Origin of the sequence: Roseomonas indoligenes, assembly GCF_017813365.1 — a bacterium.
GTDB lineage: Bacteria > Pseudomonadota > Alphaproteobacteria > Acetobacterales > Acetobacteraceae > Roseomonas > Roseomonas indoligenes.
Map to the genome: position 1 here is coordinate 92,180 of NZ_JAGIZA010000013.1, position 21,688 is coordinate 113,867.

General features: G+C 68.9%; 15 protein-coding genes. 8 read left to right on the forward strand and 7 right to left on the reverse strand.

Annotation, left to right across the window (positions count from 1 at the left end):
• Positions 1-91: 91 nt before the first annotated feature.
• On the reverse strand, positions 92-4,801 hold the full coding sequence (locus tag J5Y10_RS19420) for an FkbM family methyltransferase (RefSeq protein ID WP_209375758.1): 4,710 nt from the start codon (positions 4,799-4,801) through the stop codon (positions 92-94).
• Positions 4,802-5,575: 774 nt separating this feature from the next.
• Here J5Y10_RS19420 and J5Y10_RS19425 point away from each other — a divergent pair.
• Positions 5,576-6,883 carry a cation:proton antiporter gene (locus tag J5Y10_RS19425; protein ID WP_209375759.1) on the forward strand — a complete coding sequence of 436 codons (1,308 nt, stop codon included), beginning with the start codon at positions 5,576-5,578 and terminating at the stop codon, positions 6,881-6,883.
• Between the two features lie 611 nt (positions 6,884-7,494).
• Positions 7,495-9,537: a TonB-dependent receptor gene (locus J5Y10_RS19430; protein ID WP_342452970.1), complete on the forward strand. Its 2,043-nt coding sequence runs from the start codon at positions 7,495-7,497 to the stop codon at positions 9,535-9,537.
• Positions 9,538-9,634: 97 nt separating this feature from the next.
• Here J5Y10_RS19430 and J5Y10_RS19435 read toward each other — a convergent pair whose 3' ends face one another.
• Entirely contained in the window at positions 9,635-10,573 is a 939-nt protein-coding gene (locus J5Y10_RS19435; protein ID WP_209375761.1) for an alpha/beta hydrolase, read from the reverse strand.
• 224 nt (positions 10,574-10,797) lie between these two features.
• Between J5Y10_RS19435 and J5Y10_RS19440 the strand changes: the two genes are divergently transcribed.
• The 4 genes from J5Y10_RS19440 (at position 10,798) to J5Y10_RS19455 (ending at position 14,263) form a co-directional block, all read left to right on the forward strand.
• Positions 10,798-11,139: a DUF3649 domain-containing protein gene (locus tag J5Y10_RS19440; protein WP_209375762.1), complete on the forward strand. Its 342-nt coding sequence runs from the start codon at positions 10,798-10,800 to the stop codon at positions 11,137-11,139.
• Complete coding sequence (locus tag J5Y10_RS19445; protein ID WP_209375763.1) at positions 11,136-12,728, forward strand: PepSY-associated TM helix domain-containing protein; 1,593 nt, start codon at positions 11,136-11,138, stop codon at positions 12,726-12,728. Before J5Y10_RS19440 ends, J5Y10_RS19445 begins: the two co-directional genes overlap by 4 nt.
• Entirely contained in the window at positions 12,725-13,048 is a 324-nt protein-coding gene (locus J5Y10_RS19450; protein WP_209375764.1) for a DUF3325 domain-containing protein, read from the forward strand. The genes J5Y10_RS19445 and J5Y10_RS19450 overlap by 4 nt, the downstream gene beginning before the upstream one ends.
• Positions 13,049-13,291: 243 nt before the next feature.
• Positions 13,292-14,263, forward strand: coding sequence for a Bug family tripartite tricarboxylate transporter substrate binding protein (locus J5Y10_RS19455; RefSeq protein ID WP_209375765.1), 972 nt, complete (start codon positions 13,292-13,294; stop codon positions 14,261-14,263).
• Between the two features lie 333 nt (positions 14,264-14,596).
• On the opposite strand, the gene map is transcribed toward J5Y10_RS19455, so the two are convergent.
• Both map and J5Y10_RS19465 read right to left on the reverse strand, forming a co-directional pair.
• The gene (gene map, locus J5Y10_RS19460) at positions 14,597-15,403 is read right to left on the reverse strand and encodes a type I methionyl aminopeptidase (protein WP_209375766.1); all 807 of its coding nucleotides are present in this window, start codon (positions 15,401-15,403) and stop codon (positions 14,597-14,599) included.
• Positions 15,404-15,435: 32 nt separating this feature from the next.
• Complete coding sequence (locus tag J5Y10_RS19465; protein ID WP_209375767.1) at positions 15,436-16,053, reverse strand: TetR/AcrR family transcriptional regulator; 618 nt, start codon at positions 16,051-16,053, stop codon at positions 15,436-15,438.
• Positions 16,054-16,407: 354 nt separating this feature from the next.
• On the opposite strand from J5Y10_RS19465, the gene J5Y10_RS19470 reads away from it, so the two are divergent.
• Both J5Y10_RS19470 and J5Y10_RS19475 read left to right on the forward strand, forming a co-directional pair.
• Positions 16,408-17,427 (forward strand): SPFH domain-containing protein, encoded by a 1,020-nt coding sequence (locus J5Y10_RS19470; protein ID WP_209375768.1) that lies wholly within the window; start codon positions 16,408-16,410, stop codon positions 17,425-17,427.
• On the forward strand, positions 17,424-18,650 hold the full coding sequence (locus J5Y10_RS19475; RefSeq protein ID WP_209375769.1) for a diacylglycerol kinase catalytic domain-containing protein: 1,227 nt from the start codon (positions 17,424-17,426) through the stop codon (positions 18,648-18,650). Before J5Y10_RS19470 ends, J5Y10_RS19475 begins: the two co-directional genes overlap by 4 nt.
• Before the next feature lie 226 nt (positions 18,651-18,876).
• Here the strand turns inward: J5Y10_RS19475 and J5Y10_RS19480 are convergent, their stop codons facing one another.
• The 3 genes from J5Y10_RS19480 to J5Y10_RS19490 are packed head-to-tail and all read right to left on the reverse strand — an operon-like array spanning position 18,877 to position 21,349.
• Positions 18,877-19,368: a RidA family protein gene (locus J5Y10_RS19480; RefSeq protein WP_209375770.1), complete on the reverse strand. Its 492-nt coding sequence runs from the start codon at positions 19,366-19,368 to the stop codon at positions 18,877-18,879.
• Positions 19,365-19,835 (reverse strand): c-type cytochrome, encoded by a 471-nt coding sequence (locus J5Y10_RS19485; RefSeq protein WP_209375771.1) that lies wholly within the window; start codon positions 19,833-19,835, stop codon positions 19,365-19,367. The genes J5Y10_RS19480 and J5Y10_RS19485 overlap by 4 nt, the downstream gene beginning before the upstream one ends.
• Positions 19,832-21,349 carry a flavin monoamine oxidase family protein gene (locus J5Y10_RS19490; RefSeq protein WP_245214880.1) on the reverse strand — a complete coding sequence of 506 codons (1,518 nt, stop codon included), beginning with the start codon at positions 21,347-21,349 and terminating at the stop codon, positions 19,832-19,834. Before J5Y10_RS19490 ends, J5Y10_RS19485 begins: the two co-directional genes overlap by 4 nt.
• Between the last annotated feature and the right edge of the window lie 339 nt (positions 21,350-21,688).

Consider the following 21,688-nt stretch of genomic DNA (forward strand, 5'->3'; position numbering starts at 1 on the left):
CCAACGGGACAGCCTGGCGGCCGCCAGAGCAGTTACTGTTCAGACCCTCTTCCGGATGCAGCCTTACCGTTCGAAATATGGGCGATCTCGATCACGTCTTTGTGTCACTGCGCGAAACGCTGCTCACGCCCCGCGTTGTTATCACTTTTGTTGCTGCCAGGCCGAGGATCAGGCCCTGCATGCGGCGGGCGACGAGGTTCCAGGCGCGCGTCCCGAGCCAGCCTCTCGCGGCCGCGCTGACCCTGCCCTGCCTTGCAGGATCGGCCAGGAGACCTCCCAGGGCCTCGGCGAGGGCCTGCGGGGAGATGCCTTCAGCGCGGATGACGGCATCCCCCACCTCGTCGAAGATGGAGAGCGGCGTCACCAGCACCGGCGGCCCCGCGGCCATCGCGTCCCGCACGGAGGCACTCGAGCTCTCCTTCGAGGCCTGGGTCGGGAGGGCGATGACCGTGCAGCCTGCCAGGAGGTCCAGGACCTCCTCCTCCGGCAGGAACTCCGTATGCCATTCGATCGCGTGCTCGATCCCCTCCGTCCGGGCAATGGAGCGGCAGCGGGCGATCTCATCGGTGGAATGAGCCGTCCCGTAATCCGCGTTCACTAGCCGGAGCCGGGCCTCGGGCCAGGTGCGGCGCAGGATGGCGAAGGCCTCGACGAGCTCCGGGAGGCCCTTGCCCGGCAGGAAGAAACCGTAGCTGCCGATGACCGGCGACCCCGCGAGCCTTGCCGGCGCGGCACTGGCCGGCAGCGGCGCCTTCACGCCGTGCGGCATCAGCGTCACGTTCCCCGACAGGCCAACCGTCCGCAGCCGCTCCAGGTCGGCGATGGAATGCACGAGGATGCGGTCGGCGCCTCCCAGGGCGGACAGGATCGCTTTCCGGCCCGGCTCGGCCTGCTCCAGAAGGTGTTGGGTGTTGTGGAGGGTGACGATCACCGCCCTGTCACGCAGGGCCGGGCCCAGGAGCAGATCTGCCAGCAACGCCCAGCCAATCAGGCCGGGCTGATGCTGCAGAACGACCACCTGGGGATCCTCCGCCATGATGGCGGCGCCGAGCGTGTCCGGAATGGCCGGATCGCCCATGGTCCAGGCGGGGCTGACGGCGTGGGCGAGCGGGTTTCCCGGACGCCCGGCCAGCGTCCAGCGCGTATCCGGCAGGATGGCGTGGGACGCGATGCCGGGATGCTCGGGCATCGCCTGAACGAGCTGGCGCGCGTATTCCGCCACGCCGCAGCGCACCTCCCAGCTCGTCACCCAGGCGACCCGGATCGGCGGCGCCGGCGGCGCGAGCAGGAGATCGAGCGCCGCTTCCTCGAGACGCTCCACGAAGGGCGCCCTGCGGAGACGCTGCGCCACCTGCAGCCGCGCCCTGCGGGTGCGTTCGGCGAGCGCGGCCCTTCCCTCGGCCGAGCGGGAGGCCAGGGCGAATTCGCGCAGGGCGTCCACGAGGTCATCCTCGTCGGGCTCGATCCACAGGGATCCGGGCGTGGCGAGATGGCTGCCGGACGGGGCGAAGCGCCAGCGGAGCAGCCGGGCCGTCTCCTGGTCGCAGAAATCCATGTGGCCGCCATACCCCGTGACGATCAGGGGCAGGCCCGCCGCCATGGCCTCGGCCGCGGGCAGGTTATAGCCCTCGCCGCGGGTCGGCAGCACCATGGCGTCCGCGTCGCGGTAGAGCGCCAGCAGTTCCTCCTCGGGGAGGTCGCGGTCGATCAGCTCCATCGCGGGGAGGCCCGGGTCCTTCGCCCGCAGCGCGGCGAGATCCTCGGCCACGGTGTTGTGCGGGTTGGGGAAGCCCTTGATCACTAGCCGGACTGGATCACCGTGCCGGAAGGCGCGCGCGAAGGCGGCCAGCAGGATGTCCACGCCCTTCCGCGGAAAGCAGGATGAGACGTGGAGGAAGGTGAAGGGCCCTTCCCTGCCCGGGGCCGCGGCGAAGGCCCTCGCCCGCCCGATCGCCTCCATCGCCGAGAGGTCGGGCGCATGGCCGACGAGGCGCACGGGGATCGGCAGTCCGGAATCGACGAGCGCCTTGGCCACGAAGGCGGTGGGCGCGAGCACGGCGCGGAACCCCGCCGCCAGCCGGTCGATCGTGGCCGCCGGGAGGAGGCTCTCCTCCCAGAACAGCAGGGCGAGCGGGAGGTCGCCCGGATGCTCCGGCACGTGGACAGGGTAGTGCTGGCTGATCACCACTTCCGGCCCTGTTTCGGCCGGTCCGCGGCCCGCCAGGGGTGCGAGCCGGGATCGCTCGGCCGCCGGCACGCCCGACAGGTCGTCGGTGCGCTGCCCCTCGACGGGTTGCAGGCAGACATGGCCGGGGCGCTCCGCCTCGATCGCCAGGGCGATCGAGCGGTTCACGGCGGCCAGGCTGTAGGTGCCGGCGACGTGCCCGGCAACCGTGAAGCGCAGGTTGGGGCGGAGCGCAGTGCGCGCCGTCTCGTCCCCTGGGGGGACGGCACCGGCCAGGCCAAGGGCTTCGTGCAGGGCCGGGAGCTGCTGTTGCAGCGCGAAGCGCTGGATCGCAGCGCGTTGCGCTGCCATCAGCGCCGCGCGGCGGCCGGCGTCCCGCGCGATCTCCAGCATGCGGGCCGCCACCCGGTCCGGCTCACGGCTGTCGAGCAGGCCTTCGGCGCCGCCGAGCGTGTAGGGAATGGCCCCGCTCGGCCATGCCAGCACCGGGACGCCGTGGATGATGGCCTCGACCAGCGGCACGCCGAAGCCCTCATGGTGGCTCAGGCAGAGGAAGAGGTCCGCCTCCGCGAAGCGCGCGTGCAGCTCCTCCGTGGAAACGAGGCCCGTGAGGACCAGCTCCGCTTCCAGCCCGTGCCGCCGCATCGCGGCGTCGATGTCGCTGAGATAGGTCCCTTCGCCATCGAGGCGGCCGACGAGGACGAGCTGGCAGGGCCGGTCTATGGCCGAGCGGAAGCGCGCGTATGCCTCAACGACTTCGACCTGCCCCTTCGCATCCGTCACGCGCCCGGTGAAGAGAACGGTAAAGGGGCGGGAAGCGGGCAGCCTCGGCCGTGCCGCAGCCTCACGTTCCAGGCGGTCCAGATCGAAGAGAAGGGTGCAGGCGCGCACCGGGGCATAGCCGAGCGCCCGCAGGGCGATGGCGTTGTACTCGCTGTCCGCCAGGGCCGCGACGACGTGCGGGCGGATGGTCTCCAGCTGCCGCAGGCCGAGCTTCGCGTATCGCTGCAGGGTCGGCGACCCGGCCAGGAGCTCCGGCGGCGTGATGTTGTGGTAGAGAAGGATCTTCGGCGCGGGGCTCGCCAGGACGCGCTCAAGCGCATCGTGGCCCATCGAGTGCCGGACGATCAGGACATGGTCAGCGTGCCTCGGCAGCTCCTCGAGCAGGCGCAGCTCGTCCTTCATCCGGGGATCGCGATGCTCGACGAAGATGTCGCTCCGGTAGCCCATCCCCCGCAGAAGATCCCTCACGAGGATCATCGCGCTCGTGATGGCATCTCCATAGGCCGAGCCCGAGTGAAACTGATGGACGGCGTGAAGCGGCCGCATGGCGGAGGGCAGGGTCGGGGAGGCCTGAACCGCTTCGACGACACGGGGCCCTTCGGTCGGCGTGACGGCCCATTCCGGGGTAACCGCCGGTTCGGCAATGGGCTCGATAGCCGTCGGATGTGCCGGAAGCGCCTCCGGCCCGGGCGCTGCCGCGCTCTGTTCCGGCGTTTCGGCCGCAACGAGTGCGGGCGGGCTGCGGCGGGCCAAGTGCCGGACGGCGTCTCCCACGGCCCGGATCGGCGCCGTGACCTGCCAGGACGTGCTGGCACGCAGGGTTCCGAGCAGCCGGCTCGACTCTGCCGCGTCCCGCTCGACGGCGGCGGTGTGCGCGACGAGATGGGCGACTTGCCCCCGCAGGCCGTCGATGACGGCGTTGAGGCCGGTGATGTGCCGGTCCATGGCATGGAGCCGGGCCGTCAGCCCGTCGATGTCAGCCGCAGCCGCTTCGCGGGAGGCTGCTGCCGCGGCCCTGGCCTCAGCCAGATCCCGAACCAGCTCAAAGCCGCGGGCATAGGCGCTGCGTGCCGAAGCTTCCGCGGTTTCCGCCCGGCTTATCGCGGCCGCGACCTGCAGGTCCTGCCCACGGTCCACCCTGTCCTGATCGACCGCACGGCGAAAGTCGTCGAAGACGTTGACGGGCACCTGGAAGTGCCGTGAGAGCACATCGTATTTCTCGTCAGAGAGGTAGTATCGGTTCAGTCCGTCGAAGAAGACGAAGCGGTATCCTGCGCCCGTCAGCAACCCCTCCCAGCCGGAATGGGTCTGCACCTCCGACATGGGCGCCGTGGCTTCCACGAGCACGATCCAGGGGCGGAACAGGCTGAGGTCACAGCCCTCCAGCACCGCCCGCTCCGACCCTTCCACATCGATCTTGAGGAAGTGGATGGTTGGGGGAGCATGCTCCGTGAGGATGTCGGTCAAGCTCCGGACGCGAACGGTCCGCGAGTTGTGCGTCAGGCCCTGGGAGGTGATATCCTGCGCGACATCGTCCTGTGTGGTCGAGAGACCCGTCTCGGCGACGACGTGCAGGGTGGCTTCGCCCGAACCGCTCCCGGCTGCGATGTCGAGGTTGATGTCCCGGGGGCGGGCCGCCCGGAGCCGTGCCGAGAATTCAGGCACAGGCTCAATGTTGATGCCAGTCCAGCCGCGATCGTAGAAGGCCCTTGTGACGGAGTCCTTGTCGGGATCAGCGGCTCCGACATCCACGTAAAAACCGGAAGATTGCTGCTTCAGCGCACGCCAGAGTAGCACGTCCTCGAAGTTCTGGGCGTACGAAAGAAATGGCATGTCGCCCCCCTTAGTGGTCTTTGGATCGCACTTGGCTTGTTGCTCGTCAATATACGGACGGGCCTCTGCCAAGGGCAGATCTCTCACTCCGATGATGGCGCTGGTCGCCGCTCCCAATGCGCGACAATATTCATTAATTTCAACGTACTATGCTTTCCACTCCTTCAGAGTTCGCCTCATGATCGCTGGGCCAAACGCCTGATGAGGATAATGGCGGCTGCGAGCGTGAGGAACGCGACGGCGGACCTGATGGGGGCCTCGTGATCGCGGGCGAGACGTCAGCTGCGGCCCGTCCAGGTCGAAGAATTCTCAACTGCGCAGAGCCGCCGCCGTTCACCTCCCCTCAGCCGTTATGAAGCAGGCGATTACCTGCAGAACATTCGCACCCAGTTCTCACCGCTGCTCCAATCTTCTCCAGGCGAACTTTTCCCTGGGTAGATTGGTATCGCACTGTTCCGTATGCGTCCCTGATTTGCGGCGCGCACCTCGATACTTCAAAGGCAAAATCCGCGCCGCTTTCTCTCCGGAGCGCGATTTTTCTCCGAAGCCTGGGATTTGGGCGATTTGGTCCACAAGGTTTAGGACATTGTAATCGTTTCTCCTTCTTTTGCGGTCGTCGCCCGGAGTTGGCGCTCCCCCACCTCGGGCGGTCCAACTTTTCTCCTCACCCCGCGTTAACCTATGAGCCAAGGTCGTGCCGATCGTGGGTGGTGCCCTAGCCGTGTCACCTGCCCCGTTACGCCATCCCTCCTTACCTCTCCTCAGTACGGACGCATGACGGCCAGCAACGTGCTCCCCGACCCCTATATCCTCGCGCTCACCGGCTTCGGGATCCTTGTCGCTCTCGTCGCCTGGCTGCCCCTGGTCCTCAAGCGCCTGCCGCTCTCCTTGCCGATCGTCTGCATCGCGCTCGGGGCCGCCCTCTTCTCCCTGCCGCAGGTGACGATCAGGCCGCTACCCCTCAATCACCCGGAGGTCACCGAGCGCTTCACCGAGTTCGTGGTGATCATCGCGTTGATGGGCGCCGGCCTGAAGCTCGACCGCATCTTCGACTGGCGACGATGGGCCGTGACGTGGCGGCTGCTCGGGATAACCATGCCGCTCGGCATTGCCGCCATTGCCCTTCTGCTGGGATGGGGGTTGGGGCTGCCCTGGGTGGTTGCTCTCCTGCTCGCGGCCAGCCTCGCCCCGACCGATCCCGTCCTCGCCGCCGACGTCCAGGTGGGCCCGCCCAAGACCGGCGAGGAAGACGAGGTGCGGTTCGGCCTGACTTCGGAGGCCGGCCTGAATGACGGGCTGGCTTTCCCCTTCGTCCATCTCGCGATCGGCCTTGCTGCGGTTGCCGGCACCGGCGAGCCCTGGTTCGCCGAGTGGTTCACCTACCGCGTCCTGTGGGAGATCGGTGCTGGCGTCGGGGCCGGCTGGCTGATCGGCCGCGCCTTCGGGTGGCTCACCTTCCATGTTCCGGCGGAGACCAAGCTGGCCAAAACCGGCGACGGGCTGATCGCCCTCTCCGCCACGCTCGTCTCCTATGGGCTGACCGAGATCATTCACAGCTACGGCTTCCTGGCCGTCTTTGTCACCGCCGTCGCCTTCCGACACGCGCACCGCGAGCACGACTTCCAGCTTCAGATGCACGCGGTGACCGAGCAGATCGAGCGCATCGCCATGATGGTGCTGCTTCTGCTTTTCGGCGGTGCACTGGTGAGTGGCCTGCTGGCCCCCGTGACTTGGGCCGATGTGGGGATCGCTGCCGTGGTCCTGCTCGTCATCCGGCCAGTGACGGGCCTCATCGGCCTGATCGGCTTTCGCGCCGACCGGAGCGAGAAGCTGACCCTGGCCTTCTTCGGCATCCGGGGTGTCGGTTCCTTCTACTACCTCGCCTACGGGCTGAACCACATGCAGGTGGCGGGCGCCGAACGCCTCTGGGGCCTTGTAGGCCTTATCGTTCTCATGTCGGTCCTGCTGCACGGGCTCACCGTCACACCCATCATGCGGTCGCTCGATCGCCAGCAGGGCCGCGACCCGGATGCGGAGGAGGCGACACCACCTCCGGGGCCGCAAGGATCGGCGCAGTCATAGAGGCATGCAGGCTGGGGGGATGGCATTGCCTCCCGCCCAATTATCGGGGGAAGGCAGCGCTGCATGTCGGACGGTCGCTCCCCCAAGATTGTAAGAAGGTTGCCTTATCCGGAAGGCTCGTCAGCGCGTGCTGCACGAGGCGCTTGATCTGATCCTCCGTCGGTCCAGTACCGCCGGTCTGTCAGTGCCATAGGTCCTTTCCCAAGGAGTAAGCCAGCTCCGGTCCCGTCTCTCCGGTCACGAGGTGCGTCCGTGGCACTGCGAGTGATTTGCAAGCCACAGTGGTTCTCAAAGGACAGCCCGGACCAGGGAACACGCCCGAACCGGGCCCAGGGCCAATTGACGTTGAGAGCCATTCGCAATTAAGGCGCCGTTCAAGTCGACTTCGAGAAGGAGAGGCCCCTGTGAGTGGAGCCTACCACCCGTGCATGTCCGGTTCCGCCGATACTTCCGAAGATCGTGAGAGGGCCTCGGGCCGCGCTGCGAACGTCAAGTCCTTCGCAGGTGCAATGGTGGCGTGCGGACTCGCCCTAGCCTCAACGGCCCAGGCTCAGCAGGGAACAGGGACTGGCGCTGAATCCGCGACCGGCACCACCTCCGGCGCTATTGCCGTGCCGACAGTGGACGTCACCGGCACCGCCGTGTCGGGTGCCGGGACCCTGCCGCCCCCCTATGCGGGCGGACAGGTGGCGCGCGGCGGCTCGCTCGGGCTGCTGGGCACCAGGGACCTGATGGACTCACCCTTCAGCACCAGCAGCTTCACTTCCCAGGTCATCGAGGACCAGCAGGCGCGCACGGCGGCGGACACGCTGGTCAATGATTCCTCCGTCCGCCTGACCACCGGCGCCAACGGCTTCGACGATACCTTCTCCGTCCGCGGGTTCCAGGTGGGAGCCCAGGATGTCGGCCTGAACGGGCTCTACGGGCTGCTCTCATCCAACCGCGCCCAGGCACAGTACATCGAGCGGATCGAGCTCCTCCGCGGCCCGGGCGCGCTCATCAACGGCATTGCGCCTGGCGGCAGTATCGGTGGCGCCATCAACATCATCACCAAGCGGGCCGGCGACGACCCGCTGACCCGCCTGACCCCGGTCTTCATCAGCAACGGCAACTTCGGCATCCAGGCCGATATCGCCAGGCGCTACGGCGCGCAGAGCGAGTGGGGCGTGCGCTTCAACGGGCTGTACCGCGACGGCGAGGCCTCGATCGAGGACGGCAACCTGCGCAGCGGCCTCGCCGCGCTGGGGCTGGATTACCGTGGGGATCGGTTCCGCTGGTCCGTGGATGGCATCTTCCAGCGCGACGACACCAGGAACTTCCGCCCCCAGCTCACCCTCTCGACCGCGATCCCCTACATCCCCTCTCCCCCGGACTCCCGCAGCAACTGGTTCCCCGGCACCCGCCTTCGCCAGCAGGACAGCACGATTGCCACCCGGGCCGAGTACGACGTGGCGGATTGGATGACCGTCTATGGGGCGGTCGGCTACCGTGACGGCTGGAACGAACAGACCTTCCCCGATTCTCGCCCGGGCGGCGCCGACGCCCTCGGCAATTTCAGGGTCACCAACGCCGACTACGATTCCTATACCAAGACCTTCAGCGGAACGGTCGGCGCGAATTTCCGGGCCAACCTGCTCGGCGTCGGCCACAGCTTCAACATCGGCTATTCGGGGCTTCGGCAGGATGCGGGCAACGCCTACATCACCTCCGCCATCACCTACCCATCCAACATCTACAACCCGTCGCCGCTTCCGCCCATCACCGCCCCGCGCACCGACCCGCAGCGCGCGTCCATAACGGAGTTCTCGAGCTTCGCCCTGGCCGACACGCTCTCCTTCCTCAACGACCGCGTGCTGCTGACCGGCGGCGTGCGATTCCAGAACGTGCAGGTCAACACCTACAACACGGCAACCCAGGCGCGGACGAGCCAGTACGACGCCAACGCGACAACGCCCGTCGGTGGCCTTGTCGTGAAGCCCTGGCAGAACGTCTCCCTCTACGCGAACTACGCCCAGGGCCTGACCCGCGGCCAGATCGTCGGCGCCGGCTACAACAACACCGGCGAGGTCCTCGCACCCTTCAAGTCAGAACAGATCGAGACGGGCGTTCGGGTGGACTGGGGCAGCGTCACCACCACCGCCTCGGTCTTCCAGATCACCCGCCCGAGCGCCGTCCGCACCGCGGCCAACAACCTAGCCTATGACGGCGAGCAGCGGAACCGGGGTCTGGAGCTCTCGGCCTTTGGCGAGGTCACGCCCGGCCTTCGCGCCCTGGCCAGCGCAACCTTCATCAAGCCCGAGCTGACCAGCCCCACCAACCCCGCGGAGCGCGGCAACGACGCCCCGGGCGTGCCGGACAAGACCTTCTCGGGCTCGCTCGACTGGGATGTGCCGTGGGTGCCTGGCCTCGCCCTCAACGGGCGCCTGATCTACACATCGGGTTCCTACCTCACCAGCGCCAACACCCTGCGGTTCGACGGCTGGACCCGGGTCGATTTCGGCGCCCGTTACAGGACGGAGATCGCCAGCAAGCCGGTCACGCTGCGAGCCAACCTCGAGAATGCCTTCGGGGCGGATTACTGGCTCACCACCGGCACCTTCGTGACCGTGGGGTCGCCGCGTACCGTCATCGTGTCGGCCTCCTTCGACTTCTGAGGACCGGGCGATGATGCGTCCGGGGAAAGGGCGAGTTCCTTCTTCCTTTCCCCGGAGCGGGCAGACAGCGAGGAACGGGGGTGAAGCCGTGCCGCGATCAGCGCGCCAGAATGAAGCGGAGCCCGCGCTGCACAGCCACGGGGAATGCGGACATGTGCCCGTCATCCGGCAGCACCTCGAAGCCCAGTTCCAGCCCCGGCAGGGGCCGCAGCCGATCCGCCAGTTCCCGCGCCCCGTCTACCATACGCATCATCTCCATCCGGGGACGCCAGGCCGGATCGTGCCAGGGCGCGAGGCCCTGCTCGTAGGCGCCCACCGTCATCAGCAGGCGCAGCGGCGCCGGGCGGTCCGGGCGCGCGATGAAGCGCTCCGCCGATTGCAGGACCGCATTCTCCTCCCACCAGATGGCCGGGCTGCCCGCCACATGATCCCGGAAGGTGCCTGGCCGGGTGAACAGGGCGTGCAAGGCGAAGAGCCCGCCGAAGGAATGACCGAGGACCGCATGGCGCGACGGATCGACCGGTGCCGATTGCGCGGCCAGCGGCTTCACCGTTTCCTCGATGAAGTCGAGCAGCTCGTCCGCCCCACCCGTCCGTGCGCCGGGGCGGCTATCCGCGGGCGGCATCTCCCGCCCTGGCGGCGGCGTAAGGTCGAAGCTGCGGCGAACGAGATCGTAGGGGCCATCCGTCCTGTACCCGATGCCCGCCACCACAGCGGCGGAGCGGATCCCGGCCTCGCGCGGCAGGAAGGCGAGCACGCGGATCGTGTCCACCACCATGCCCATCACGGCATTGGCGTCGAGCACGGTGATCATCGGCCAGCCCTCACGCGGCGGCTCGCCCGCGGGAACGTGGAGGAAGACACGGAAGGGGTGCCCGCCGCGGGACTCCAGGTCGTGCTGGGTCGTCCTCGGGATGGGCACGGGTCCCTGCGCCCGCGCCAGGGCCGGCAGGGCCAGGGCAGCGGCAAATGGCGCGAGTTGGCGGCGTCGCAGGCGGATGGAGAAGGGCAGGTGCGGGAGAGCCGGTCGGTTCATCGGGCTAGTCATGGCACAGACGGTCTCTGTCGAAACCGGACTGCGCCGCTATTCAGGTGCGTGCGGCAAAACGTCATCGGCACGCCTGGACAGGGATGCCGAGCCCACTCGGATTCCACTTCCTGTATCCCATTCGAACCGGCCAGCAGAGCTCGCCGTCGCGCGCTTTGCCGGCCCCGAGATTCCCATCGTTCGCTCGTGCGTGCTGCGCTAGAGGCCTCGGCATGACAGTCGGGGTGGCGCTCCGCGTGCGCGGAATCAACGAGAGCGGTGGCCGGTGGCGCGCCGTCGGCATCGCCGTGCGGGTGGCCGCGGCAGTCCTTGGCGGCTACGCCCTGGCCACGCTCTCCTCCGTGGCGCTCGCCGTCACGCTGCCCATGGCGCGGGCGGATGCGGTGCTGACGGGGATGATGGCGGGGGTGGCCGTCCACGCCGCCTCGGCGATCTGGGTCTTTGCTGCGCGGAGCGCGGCGCGGGCTTGGGGCGGGCTGCTCGTTGCCGCGCTGCCGCTCGCGGCCATGGCTCTGCTCGGGCAGTGGCAGGCTACAGGGAGGATCCTGCCGTGAAGACCGGCTTCCGGCAGTCCATGGCTTGGCTGCACACCTGGTCCGGCCTGCTGGCGGGCTGGATTCTCTTCGCCGTCTTCCTGACCGGCACGGCCAGCTACTTCCGCCCGGAGATCACCGCCTGGATGCGGTCCGAGGCGTACCGCGCCGGCCCGCCGACGCCATCTGCCCAGCCCATGGTGGACGCGCTGGCCCGGATGGCGCCCGGCGGCTTCACCCTGCTGCTGCCGGACGGGCGGGAGACGCTGGGCAACGCCTACTGGCGCGAGAGCGGGGCCGGCCGCCGCGGCTTCCGGGAGGCGATCCTGGATCCGGCGACGGGCGAGCTGGTGGCGGGGCGGGAAACGCGGGGCGGCGAGTTCTTCTTCCGGCTGCATTTCCAGCTCCACTACATGAGCCCGCTCTGGGGACGCTGGATCGTCAGCTTCTGCGCCATGATGATGCTGGTCGCGATCATCAGCGGCATCGTCACGCACAAGCGCATCTTCGCGGACTTTTTCACCTTCCGCCCGCGCAAGGGCCAGCGCTCCTGGATCGACGCGCATGCGGCGGTCGCGACCCTCGCGCTGCCCTACCACGCGATGATCACCTTCACCGGGCTGGTCACGCTGATGCTGATGCTCATGCCCTGGGGCATGCAGGTGGCCTACCCCGGCGATCCGCGCGGCTTCAGCAACGAGGTCTTCGGGCGCGCGGCCGCCGGGCGCCCCTCGGGGAGGCCGGCGCCGCTGGTGCCCGTGGATCCGTTGCTGGCGGAGGCCTCGCGGATCTGGGGCGGGGCTCCGGCCGGGCGCATCGCCGTCTCCCACCCCGGTGATGCCGCGGCGCGGGTGGAGGTGCTGCGCGGGCCGGAAGGGCGGCTCTCGAACCAGCGCGACGCCGTGATCTTCGATGGCGTCACCGGTGCCCTGATCGCGCGCGAGGGCATGACAAGCGGCGCGGCGGCAACGCACGGCACGATGTACGGCCTGCACCTCGGGCGTTTCGCTGGGCCGGTGCTGCGGGCGCTGTTCTTCCTCTCCGCCCTCGCCGGCACAGCGATGGTCGGCACCGGTTTGGTCCTCTGGGCGGTGAAGGAACGGCAGGCGGCGGCCAAGGCTGGCCGCATCGGCTTCGGGCTGGGGCTTGTGGAGGTGTTGAACCTTGCGACCATCGCCGGCCTTCCCGCTGCCATGGCCGCCTTTCTCTGCCTCAACCGCCTTCTTCCTGCCGGCCTCGCCGGGCGGGCTGATTGGGAGGTGAACGGCTTCTTCATGGTTTGGGGCACCCTGCTCCTGCACGCCGCCCTGCGCCTGGGCGGCCGGCGCGGCTGGGTGGAGCAGTTCGCCCTCGCCGGCCTGCTCGGGCTCGGCCTGCCGGTGTTGAACGCCCTGACGAGCCCTTGGCACCTCGGCGTCACTCTGCCGGCTGGGGAGTGGCGGTTGGCCGGGCTGGACCTGATCGTGGCGGCGCTCGGTGCTCTCCTCGGGGGCGCGGCGATCCTCCTCGCTCGCCGCCAGGATTTGCCGGCCCGGAAGGTGCGGAAGATGGCGCATGGGGCGGCACCGGCCGTGCCGCCCACCATGCGGCACGGGCAAGCGGCGGAATGACGACCCTGGCGCTGGCCTTGGCCTATGCTGGCTTCACGGGGCTGTGCCTCGCGATGGAACGGCACCACGAACAGGTCTTCGGCACTCGTCGGGTTCCACCTATGCGCGGGTCCCTCTTCCGGGGCGCGGGGTGGCTACTGCTCGTCATTTCCCTCCTCGTGTCTGTGCTGGGGGCGGGCCCGGTGCTCGGCATCCTTCTCTGGGCCGGGCTGCTCACAGCCGCCGCCCTGCTGCTGGCCCTCCTCCTGGCCTTTACGCCGCGGGCGGCTGCCGCCGTCGCGCTGTCGCCTTTCCCCGTCGCGCTGCTTCTGATGCTTTAGGGCCTTTGACGCGCCCACGGCCGCTGTGGGTGACGAGCGACGTTTTCCCTCTCCGGAGAGGCGTTCGTCTCCGGAGATTGGGATTTGGGCGATCGGCCTTTCAACATACCGCTTCGCCCTCAAGCTCCAAGGTCCTCTGGCGGAGGGGGGCCGTTCTCATCACGATCCAGGGCCGGGATCGCCGTACGGAGTGAGTCTCGGCACTCCGTGCTAACCTCCTCAGCGATAAAGGAGGAAACGTGTATGCGCTCTCGCCGCTCTCTGCTCGCTGCCGGAGGACTGACACTGCTCCCTGGCGTGGCACTAGCCCAGAGTTGGGAGCCCAGCCGCCCCATACGCTTCGTTGTCCCCTTTGTCGCAGGCGGTAGCACCGATGTCGCAGCGCGCGTCATCGCGGAGCGCATGGGGCCGATCCTCGGCCAGCCAGTGGTTGTCGAGAACCGGGGCGGCTCCGGAGGGAATATTGGCGGCGAGATGGTGGTGCGCGCCGCGCCGGACGGCCATACGATCCTGATGGGCGTCACCGGTCTGTTGACCACCAATCCGCATATCTATCGTGCCATGCCTTTCGACCCCGCGAAGGATCTGGCGCCGGTCTCGATGGCGTATACGAGCGACCTGGTCATCGTGGTGCCGAACAGCCTGCCGGTCCGCACCCTGCAGGAGTTCGTGTCCTACGCGAAGGCACGGCCCGGCCAGCTCTCCTTCGGCAGCTCGGGTCACGGCGCCTCGACGCACACGGCAGCGGAGTTGTTCCGGCTCCAGGCCGGGGTCGACATGCAGCACGTGCCCTATCGCGGCAGCGGGGCGGCGATCAACGACCTGATGGCGGGCACGATCCAGATGATGGCGATCCAGATCGCTGGCGCGGTCGGGCAGATTCGCGATGGCCAGGTCAAAGCCTTGGCGGCCACAGGCCCGCGCCGGCACCCGCTGATCCCTGATGTCCCGTCCATCGGCGAGGCGGGGTTCCCAGGAGCCGTGGCCACCAGCTGGGGCTGCGTCATGGCACCGGGCGGCACGCCGGCGCCGGTCATCGCCGGTCTGAACCGGGCCGTGGTGGAGGCGCTGGCAACGCCCGCGGTGCAGCTGCGCCTCTCCGGTGCCGGCGTTGATGGCGAGGCCTCCACGCCCGAGGCACTGGCAGCCTTCCTGGAGACCGAGCGCGAGAAGTGGGGCCGGGTGGTGCGAGAGGCCCGCATCAGCGTGGAGTAGCGCTGTGGGAGCCGCGAACGGTATCACGCCTGCGGCGCAAGCTTGAGTCGTGAGGCGCCTGCATGGCGTAACAGCTTGGGATGGTGGCGATGAGTGGAGACGCCTAAGCCAGGGCTAGATCCCTGGTGTAGCCAGCGAGCTGTTGAAAGGTCCTCGCGGCTCTGCGCAGCTCGCGGCTGGCAAGGAACCGGTACAGCACCGTATTCCACCTCCCCTCCCGCGGCAGAGTTTGGCCGTCAGGGCAACGGCCGCTTTCGGGACGGCGCCTGGCGAGTGCAGACCCGTGCCGTGCCTTGAGCGGTCTGGCGATGGGCTCCGAAGTGCAGGCGCCGGCTATTCCCTGGTGTAGGGCGGCCGGGTGAAACCAGCGGGCGAGAGTGTGAAGATCTCGCAGCCGCTCTCGGTAACCCCGACGCTGTGCTCGAATTGCGCGGAAAGACTGCGGTCGCGGGCCACGGCGGTCCAGCCATCGCCCAGGATCTTCACCTCGGGCCGGCCTGCGTTGACCATCGGCTCCACTGTCAGGAACATACCAGGGCGAAGCTCCGGGCCTTTACCCCTCTGGCCGTAATTGAGGACGTTTGGCGCGGCATGATAGGTGCGGCCGAGCCCGTGGCCGCAGAAATCCCGCACCACTGCGAACCGCGCGGCCTCGACATGGCTCTGGATCGCGAAGCCGATGTCGCCCAGGGTGGCCCCAGGACGCACGACGGCGATGCCGCGCATCATCGCCTCGTAGGCCACCTCAATCAGCCGCATTGCGCGAGTGCTGATCTTCCCGACCGGGTACATGCGGCTGCTGTCCCCATGCCACCCGTTGAGGATGACGGCGAGGTCGATGTTGAGGATATCCCCTTCCACCAGCGCCCGGTCTCCGGGAATGCCGTGACAAACGACATGGTTCAGGGAGATGCAGGTCGCGTGGGTGTAGCCCTGGTAGCCCAGCGAGGCCGGGATGCCGCCGCGCTCCACGATGTACGCGTGGCAGAGCCGGTCCAGTTCCGCCGTGCTGATGCCCTCGCGAACATGCGCCGTGATCATGTCGAGCGTCTCCGCAGCGAGCCTCCCCGCGGCGCGCATGCCGATAAAATCCTCGGGCGCATGCAGCTCGATGCGTCGGTCGTCGACTGTGTCGGTCATATCGGCTCTGAAGGAATCTGTGGGACAGGGATTTAGGCCGCCCGCATCCCAGCGCCGCGCTTGCCCGCATGGGCGAGCGGCACTGCCGCGTGCAGCTCGGCGATCATCTGCCCGGCGAAGGTCGGAATGGCGCCTTTTGCCAGCAGGTGCGGACGGATGATGGCGATCGGCGCGTCAAAGATCAGGAACTTGGCACGCGCGAGGTCTTCTTCCGGGCTGGCGCCGGCACCGACCTGCGCAATGCAGGTGCGGAACGCCCCATCCATTTCACTCTCCAGCTTCTCCATCTCCTGCCGGAGACGTTCCGGTGGAGGTGCGTCCTCGAACAGGGTGACAGGCTCGTGCTGCAGGAGGAAGCGGGCACGTTGCCGGTCCTCCTCTGCCCAGGGCAGCAGAGCCAGCGCGGCCTCGCGCGGGCTTCCGGCCTGCAGAAGCGGGACCAGTACCCCCGCCAGCGAGCCGTAGCTGGCGTTCCATGCAGCGGCAAGGATCGCCGACCGAGACTCGAAGCGATGGTAGATTGAGCCCGTCGGGGCGCCGACCCGCCGAGCAATGGCCTGCATGGTTGCGGCGCCGGGACCACCTTCGGCCACCAGGGCAGTGGCGGCGTCGATGAAATGCTCTTCCGAGTAGCGGGCTGTCCTGACCATCGAAATAGTTTAACTGTTCTAGAATGGTCGGTCTATATCCTGATGCGGGCCTAGCATCCTCTTGCACGCTGTTGAGCTGACGCGGGATGACACCGCGATCCCGGAAATCGGCTAGCCGGCTCCGGCCTGATACCGCCGAGCTGATGAAGTGATCCCTCTGATCCAGGCCTGCTGTCGACCGGCGGCATTTCCCCGTGCTCAAGTTCCTGCCTGACCCGGCGCCGGCCATAGGAAACCGAGGGGTGATAGACCCGGGCGGTGTCGCCCAGACCGGGCATCTCCGCCGCGACCGTGAGCGGCTGATCTACCCCAAGGGGTTGCCGCCCCCCTCCCCCCGGTTCACCATGCCCGGGCATGGCCGAGATCACCTGGTTCTTCGCGTACCGCCACCTCCGCAGCGAGGCGTCGAGCCACGTCATCACCTTCCGGCGCGGCCAGCGCGTCCGCTCCGGCCGCGGCCTGGCCTTCTGGTTCCGCCCGGACCGCACGAGCATCGCCGAGGTTCCGGCCGATGACCGCGACACCGATTTCGTCTTCCAGGCGCGCTCGCGCGACTACCAGGTCGTCACGGTGCAGGGCACGATCACCTGGCGCGCGGCGGAGCCCGAGGCGCTGGCCTCCCGCGTGGACTTCACCATCGACCTTCGCACCGGGCGCCTCCGCACCGACCCGCTGGACCGTATCGCGAGCCTCCTCATCGGCCTCGCCCAGTATCAGGCCGCGCGCTACGTCGAGCACCGCCCGGTGAACGACCTCCTGGTGGAGGGTGCGGCGCCGCTGCAGGACGGGATCGCCGCGTCGCTCACGGCCGACCCCCGGCTGCGCGAGATGGGCCTTTCGGTGGTCACGGTCCGCATCGCCGGCCTCAGCCCGAGCGCGGAGCTGGCGCGCGCGCTGGAGACGCCGACCTTCGAGCGCGCGCAGGGGCTGGCCGACGAGGCCGCCTTTACCCGCCGCGCCCAGGCCGTGGAGAAGGAGCGCGCCATCGCCGAGAACGAGCTCTCCACCAGGGTCGAGCTCGCCCGGCGCCAGGCCGCCCTCATCGCGCAGGAGGATGAGAACGCCCGCCGGCAGGCCGAGGGCCGGGCCGAGGCAGGGCGCATCGGCTCCGAGGCCGAGGCGGCGCGCATCCGAGTGGTGGAGGCAGCCCGCAACGCCGCGGAAGGCGAGCGCCTGGCCCTGCTGCGCGACACCGACCCTGCCGTGCTGCAGTCCCTCGTGCTCCGCGCCTTTGCCGAGAAGCTGACGAAGATCGAGACGCTCAACGTCACGCCCGATCTCACGGCCGCGCTGAACGGCGTGCTGCGTGGCCGCGATGTGCCGCCCGCCGCAGCGCGGGGCGACGCGCCCAGGGACGTCTCGACGGGGCGGTGAGCGGCGCCCTCGCCCCCAGGCTCGTCCTCGTCACGCGCGAGACCGAGTACGAGGGCCTGCTGGCCCGCCACGCCACGCGCGGACAGGCCGACGCCTTCCTGCGCCGGCGATCGCAGAGCCTGGAAGGGCTGGACGCCCAGCGGGAGCACGTCACCGCCCTGCTCGCCGAGATCCGCGCGGCCGTGCCGAAGGGCTGGCGCATCGCCGCCGTGCGCCGCGCGGAGTTGGACCGCTTCCTTTTCGGGCCGGAGGACGTGGTGGTCGCGGTCGGCCAGGACGGGCTGGTGGCGAATGTTGCCAAGTACCTTTCCGGCCAGCCTGTGATCGGGGTGAACGCCGACCCCGCACGCAACGCGGGCGTCCTCGTTCCGCACACCGCCGCCGCGGCCGCCGCGATGCTGCCGGCGGCCGCGGCCGGGACCCTGCGCACGGAACGTCGCACGATGATCCGGGCCGAACTGGATGACGGCCAGGTCCTGCTGGCGCTGAACGAGGTGTTCGTCGGCCATGCCAGCCATCAATCCGCCCGCTACAGCCTGAGCCATGGGGGGCGCCAGGAGGCACAGTCCTCCTCCGGCCTCATCGTCGCCAGCGGCACGGGCGCGACGGGCTGGGCCCTCTCCATCGGCCGGGCGACGGGGGTGACCGTCGATCTGCGCCCCGACGAGCCGGCGGCGATGTTCCTGGTCCGCGAGCCCTGGCCGAGCAGGGCCACCGGCACCGGACTCGTGAGCGGACGTCTGGAGGGCGAGGACTCTCTCCTCATCGTCTCCCGCATGAACGAAGGCGGGGTGGTCTTCGCGGACGGGATGGAAGGTGACCGGCTGGATTTCGCCTGGGGCCGGACCCTTCGCGTGTCGGTCGCCCGGCAACACCTCCACTTCGTGCCGGGCGGCAATCCCCTGCCCGAGCCGCAGCGCTCCGTGCCCACGCGACGCCCCTCCCCCGCTTCCGGCCGTTCCCCGGAGAGAAGAGAGACGCGCCGCAACACGCCTCCAACCTCCCCTGCGGGACCGGCGGGCGCGGTCCGTCCTGCGCAGCGGGTCCGTTCCGCCGCTTCACCGAGACGACGGCGGTGGGGCCGCATCGCCGTCGCTCTCCTCATCCTCGCGCTGCTGCCCTACGCCTGCGCGCTGCTCATTTCCCCGCCCTCCGACACGCCGGCCGCGCTCGCCCCTTGGCCCGCAGCCCAGCCGGATCCGGCGGGGAAAATCCGGCAGTAGCGTTGCGGGCCGCGCTCGCCCGGCTTCCGGAGCCTCAGCACGTCGCTTCGACCTCGAATGAATTTGCCTCTGCCGGCGGGTGCTGCTGGCGCTCCGGGCCGCGCCGGGTGGTGCAGCGCCGGCACGACGTCAGGATGTGGGAAGAAGGTCCGAAGCCCGCCGCACCGGTTCAGCGCGAGGGACTGGCTGAATTCGGCCGATCTTGCCCCCGCGCCCGACCGCGATCTCAGGGACGGACGGCCGTGACCTCAATCTCGACAAGCCAGCCGGGGTTGACCAGCCCCGCCACCTGCATGACGGAGCGGGCCGGAAGGTTGGGCTGGGCCGGGGTGCCGTAGCGCTCCGTATAGGCCGCCATGAAGCCATCAAAGTCCATGCGGCCGCCCTTGTCGGGATCGCCGACAAGGAAGACCTGCATGCGGACGACGTCGCCCAGGCCAAGGCCGATGGAACGCAGCGCGGCCTCGATGCGGTCGAGGACGGATTTCGTCTGCGCGCGAGTGTCGCCGAAGGAGAGGACGGAGTTGCGCGGAGCGTCCGCGTTTGCCACGGCGGGCACCATGCCGCTGACGAGGACCTGCGTGCGGCCGGCGGGCACCTCCACCGCCATGGCGATGGGGAAGTTGGATCCGGGGGTGCGGTGGCGCGTGACCTCCTGCGCCACGGCAGGCAGGGTCGCGGCAGAAAGGATTGCGGCGAGGGTGAGCGCGCGGATCATTGGCGGAGGGCCTTCACGTCGTCGGGGGTCGCAGGGTCCGCGGTGAAGCGGTTGCCGAGATTGGTCCGGACATAGTTCACCACCGCCGCGACCTGCGCATCGTCCATCTGGTTCGCGAAGCCCGGCATGCCCCGAAGGCCATTGAGGACGATGCTCGCAGGGTAGGCGGCGGCTTCCAGCGTCGGGTTGCCTGCCAGCGCGGGATAGCGGCCGGCACCGGCCGCGCCGCGGCCATCGGGCATGTGGCAGCCGGCGCAGGTTGCGGCGTAGAGGGAGGCGCCGTCGCGCTGGCCGAAGCGGGTGGCGGAGACGAAGCCGTGGCTGTCCGAAGCCGCGCCGTCGTTCCGCTGCTGCGCGCTGGCCGGTGCCCCTGCAGCGGCCGGGGCCTGTTGCGACTGCGGCTGCTGCGCGATGGCCGGGAGCGCGAGGAGGGCGGCCGCAACGACCGTGAGCGTTACGCGGTTCATGCGGACACCACGCGGCGATGGAGGCGGGAGACGGCGTCGAGGGCGGAGAGAACCGCGCCCTCCTGCCAGGCGGGAATGTAGGAGGCGTGCTCGCCGGCCAGCAGGATGCGGTTATCGAGGGCGCAGAGGTTGTCGTAGTGCTCCGCGCGCGTCGCGTCCGTCCACATCCCGTTGCAGCCGAGCGCCCAGGGCACGCGGTGCCAGCCCACGGAGGCGCCCGTGTCGAACTCCTCCCGATATTGCGGGTGGATCTGGGCGCCCCATTCCACCGCGCGCCGGACACGTTCCTCCGGCGGCAGGGCGGTGAACTCGTAGGCATAAGGGCCGAAGGCATAGGCGCCGAGGAGGACGCCCTTGCCGCGCGAGCCGTAGCCATGGGCCGGGTACTGGATCATGCGGATCGGTAGGTCGGTGTAGGAGATGCCGGCATAGATGTGCTCATCCTGCTCCCAGAAGCGGCGCTTCATCTGCAGACCGACCTTCACGGAGGCCGCGTAGGGCACGGCCTGGATGGCGGCCGCCATCGGGCCGCTGACGTTCATCTCGAGCTGGCTGAGGATGGAGAGGGGGATGGTGGCCAGGCAGTAGTCGGCGCGCGCCTGCTGCACCTGGCCCGGGCGCCCCGTCTCCTCGAAGGCGACGGTCACGCCGCGCTCATCCTGTTGGATGCCTACGACTTTGCGGTTGTACTGGATCATGTCGCCGCACTCTCGCGCCATGGCCTGCGCGATCATGTCCATGCCGCCGACGGGCTGGAACATCGTCATCTGGAACTCGTAGAGCGCGCCCGAGGCGAGGTAGGCCCAACCGCGGGAGGCGAGGACGTCTTTCAGCGACATCGGCTCCGACGGCACGGGGCGCGCGTTCAGCCCGCCGCCCGGATCCTTCTCGAAGCCGCGGCGATCGGAGGTCAGCACGTTCTTCGTGTAGTTCAGGTCGCGGTCCAGGGCCCCGAAGGATCGGAGGGATTCGATGAGGATCTCGCCATCCTCCTTCGTGACCATCCCGTCCAGCTTTCCCTGCCGGGTGGATTTGGCAAGAAGCTCCGCGATCCCGCCGTGGTAATCGGACATGACCTCGCGGTAGCGCTTCGGCCTGCCGCCGAAAGCGCGGGTGCCGTGGACCATCGCGTTGTGATTGACCTGGATGAAGGGCTCCAGAGCGACGTTCAGCCGGTGGGCATAGTCCAGGATGCCCTGGTGGTTATAGGGGATGCGCCAGGGGCCTGGGTTGAAGTACTGGCCCTCGTCGAAGCGGATCTCCTGCGTCGCGCCGCCGAGTTCGGTGTAGCGGTCGCCGCCGCGAAGGGTCCAGGCGCGGCCGCCGGCCTTCTCCCGGTATTCCAGCACTTGGACGCGGTAACCGGCCTTGCGCAGCTCCATCGCGGCGACCATGCCCGCGACCCCGGCCCCGAGAATGAGGACGGATGCGCCCTTCGGATCGCCGTCGAGCCGGATGGGACCGGTGTAGGTGGAAGCGGCCGAGACACCGAGGGCGGTCATCGCCTGGTACATCGCGGCACCGCCTGCAGCGAGACCGATGCGTGTGAGGAGGTCTCGGCGGGTTGCAGCCGGGGGGGACGTGGAGTCCATGGATTATGTCCACTTCTTGGCGGTGGTCAGCCCGGATCTGGCATCCAAAATCCTGCCACCGCATTCGGTTCCGAACTGCTGCACGGACGAGCGAGAGTGTCAATCGCCGGGGGCAGCACGAACTCCTGCGACGGCTTGCCAAGTCATCGCGTTCACTGCGTTGCTGCGACGCAGCAGATGGTCGCGGGACCGACATGGCGTGCCTGCTGGCGATGCTGTCACCATTGGCCGGGATGGGTGCGATGGTCGAAGATGGGCTGG

What these genes read in the sequence shown, in the direction of transcription:
- J5Y10_RS19450 (WP_209375764.1), top strand. Translation starts at nt 12,725, where the DNA reads ATGACGACCCTGGCGCTGGCCTTGGCCTATGCTGGCTTCACGGGGCTG.
- J5Y10_RS19435 (WP_209375761.1), bottom strand. Translation starts at nt 10,573, where the DNA reads ATGAACCGACCGGCTCTCCCGCACCTGCCCTTCTCCATCCGCCTGCGA.
- map (WP_209375766.1), bottom strand. Translation starts at nt 15,403, where the DNA reads ATGACCGACACAGTCGACGACCGACGCATCGAGCTGCATGCGCCCGAG.
- J5Y10_RS19420 (WP_209375758.1), bottom strand. Translation starts at nt 4,801, where the DNA reads ATGCCATTTCTTTCGTACGCCCAGAACTTCGAGGACGTGCTACTCTGG.
- J5Y10_RS19465 (WP_209375767.1), bottom strand. Translation starts at nt 16,053, where the DNA reads ATGGTCAGGACAGCCCGCTACTCGGAAGAGCATTTCATCGACGCCGCC.
- J5Y10_RS19485 (WP_209375771.1), bottom strand. Translation starts at nt 19,835, where the DNA reads ATGAACCGCGTAACGCTCACGGTCGTTGCGGCCGCCCTCCTCGCGCTC.
- J5Y10_RS19425 (WP_209375759.1), top strand. Translation starts at nt 5,576, where the DNA reads ATGACGGCCAGCAACGTGCTCCCCGACCCCTATATCCTCGCGCTCACC.
- J5Y10_RS19440 (WP_209375762.1), top strand. Translation starts at nt 10,798, where the DNA reads ATGACAGTCGGGGTGGCGCTCCGCGTGCGCGGAATCAACGAGAGCGGT.
- J5Y10_RS19480 (WP_209375770.1), bottom strand. Translation starts at nt 19,368, where the DNA reads ATGATCCGCGCGCTCACCCTCGCCGCAATCCTTTCTGCCGCGACCCTG.
- J5Y10_RS19490 (WP_245214880.1), bottom strand. Translation starts at nt 21,349, where the DNA reads ATGTACCAGGCGATGACCGCCCTCGGTGTCTCGGCCGCTTCCACCTAC.
- J5Y10_RS19470 (WP_209375768.1), top strand. Translation starts at nt 16,408, where the DNA reads ATGGCCGAGATCACCTGGTTCTTCGCGTACCGCCACCTCCGCAGCGAG.
- J5Y10_RS19455 (WP_209375765.1), top strand. Translation starts at nt 13,292, where the DNA reads ATGCGCTCTCGCCGCTCTCTGCTCGCTGCCGGAGGACTGACACTGCTC.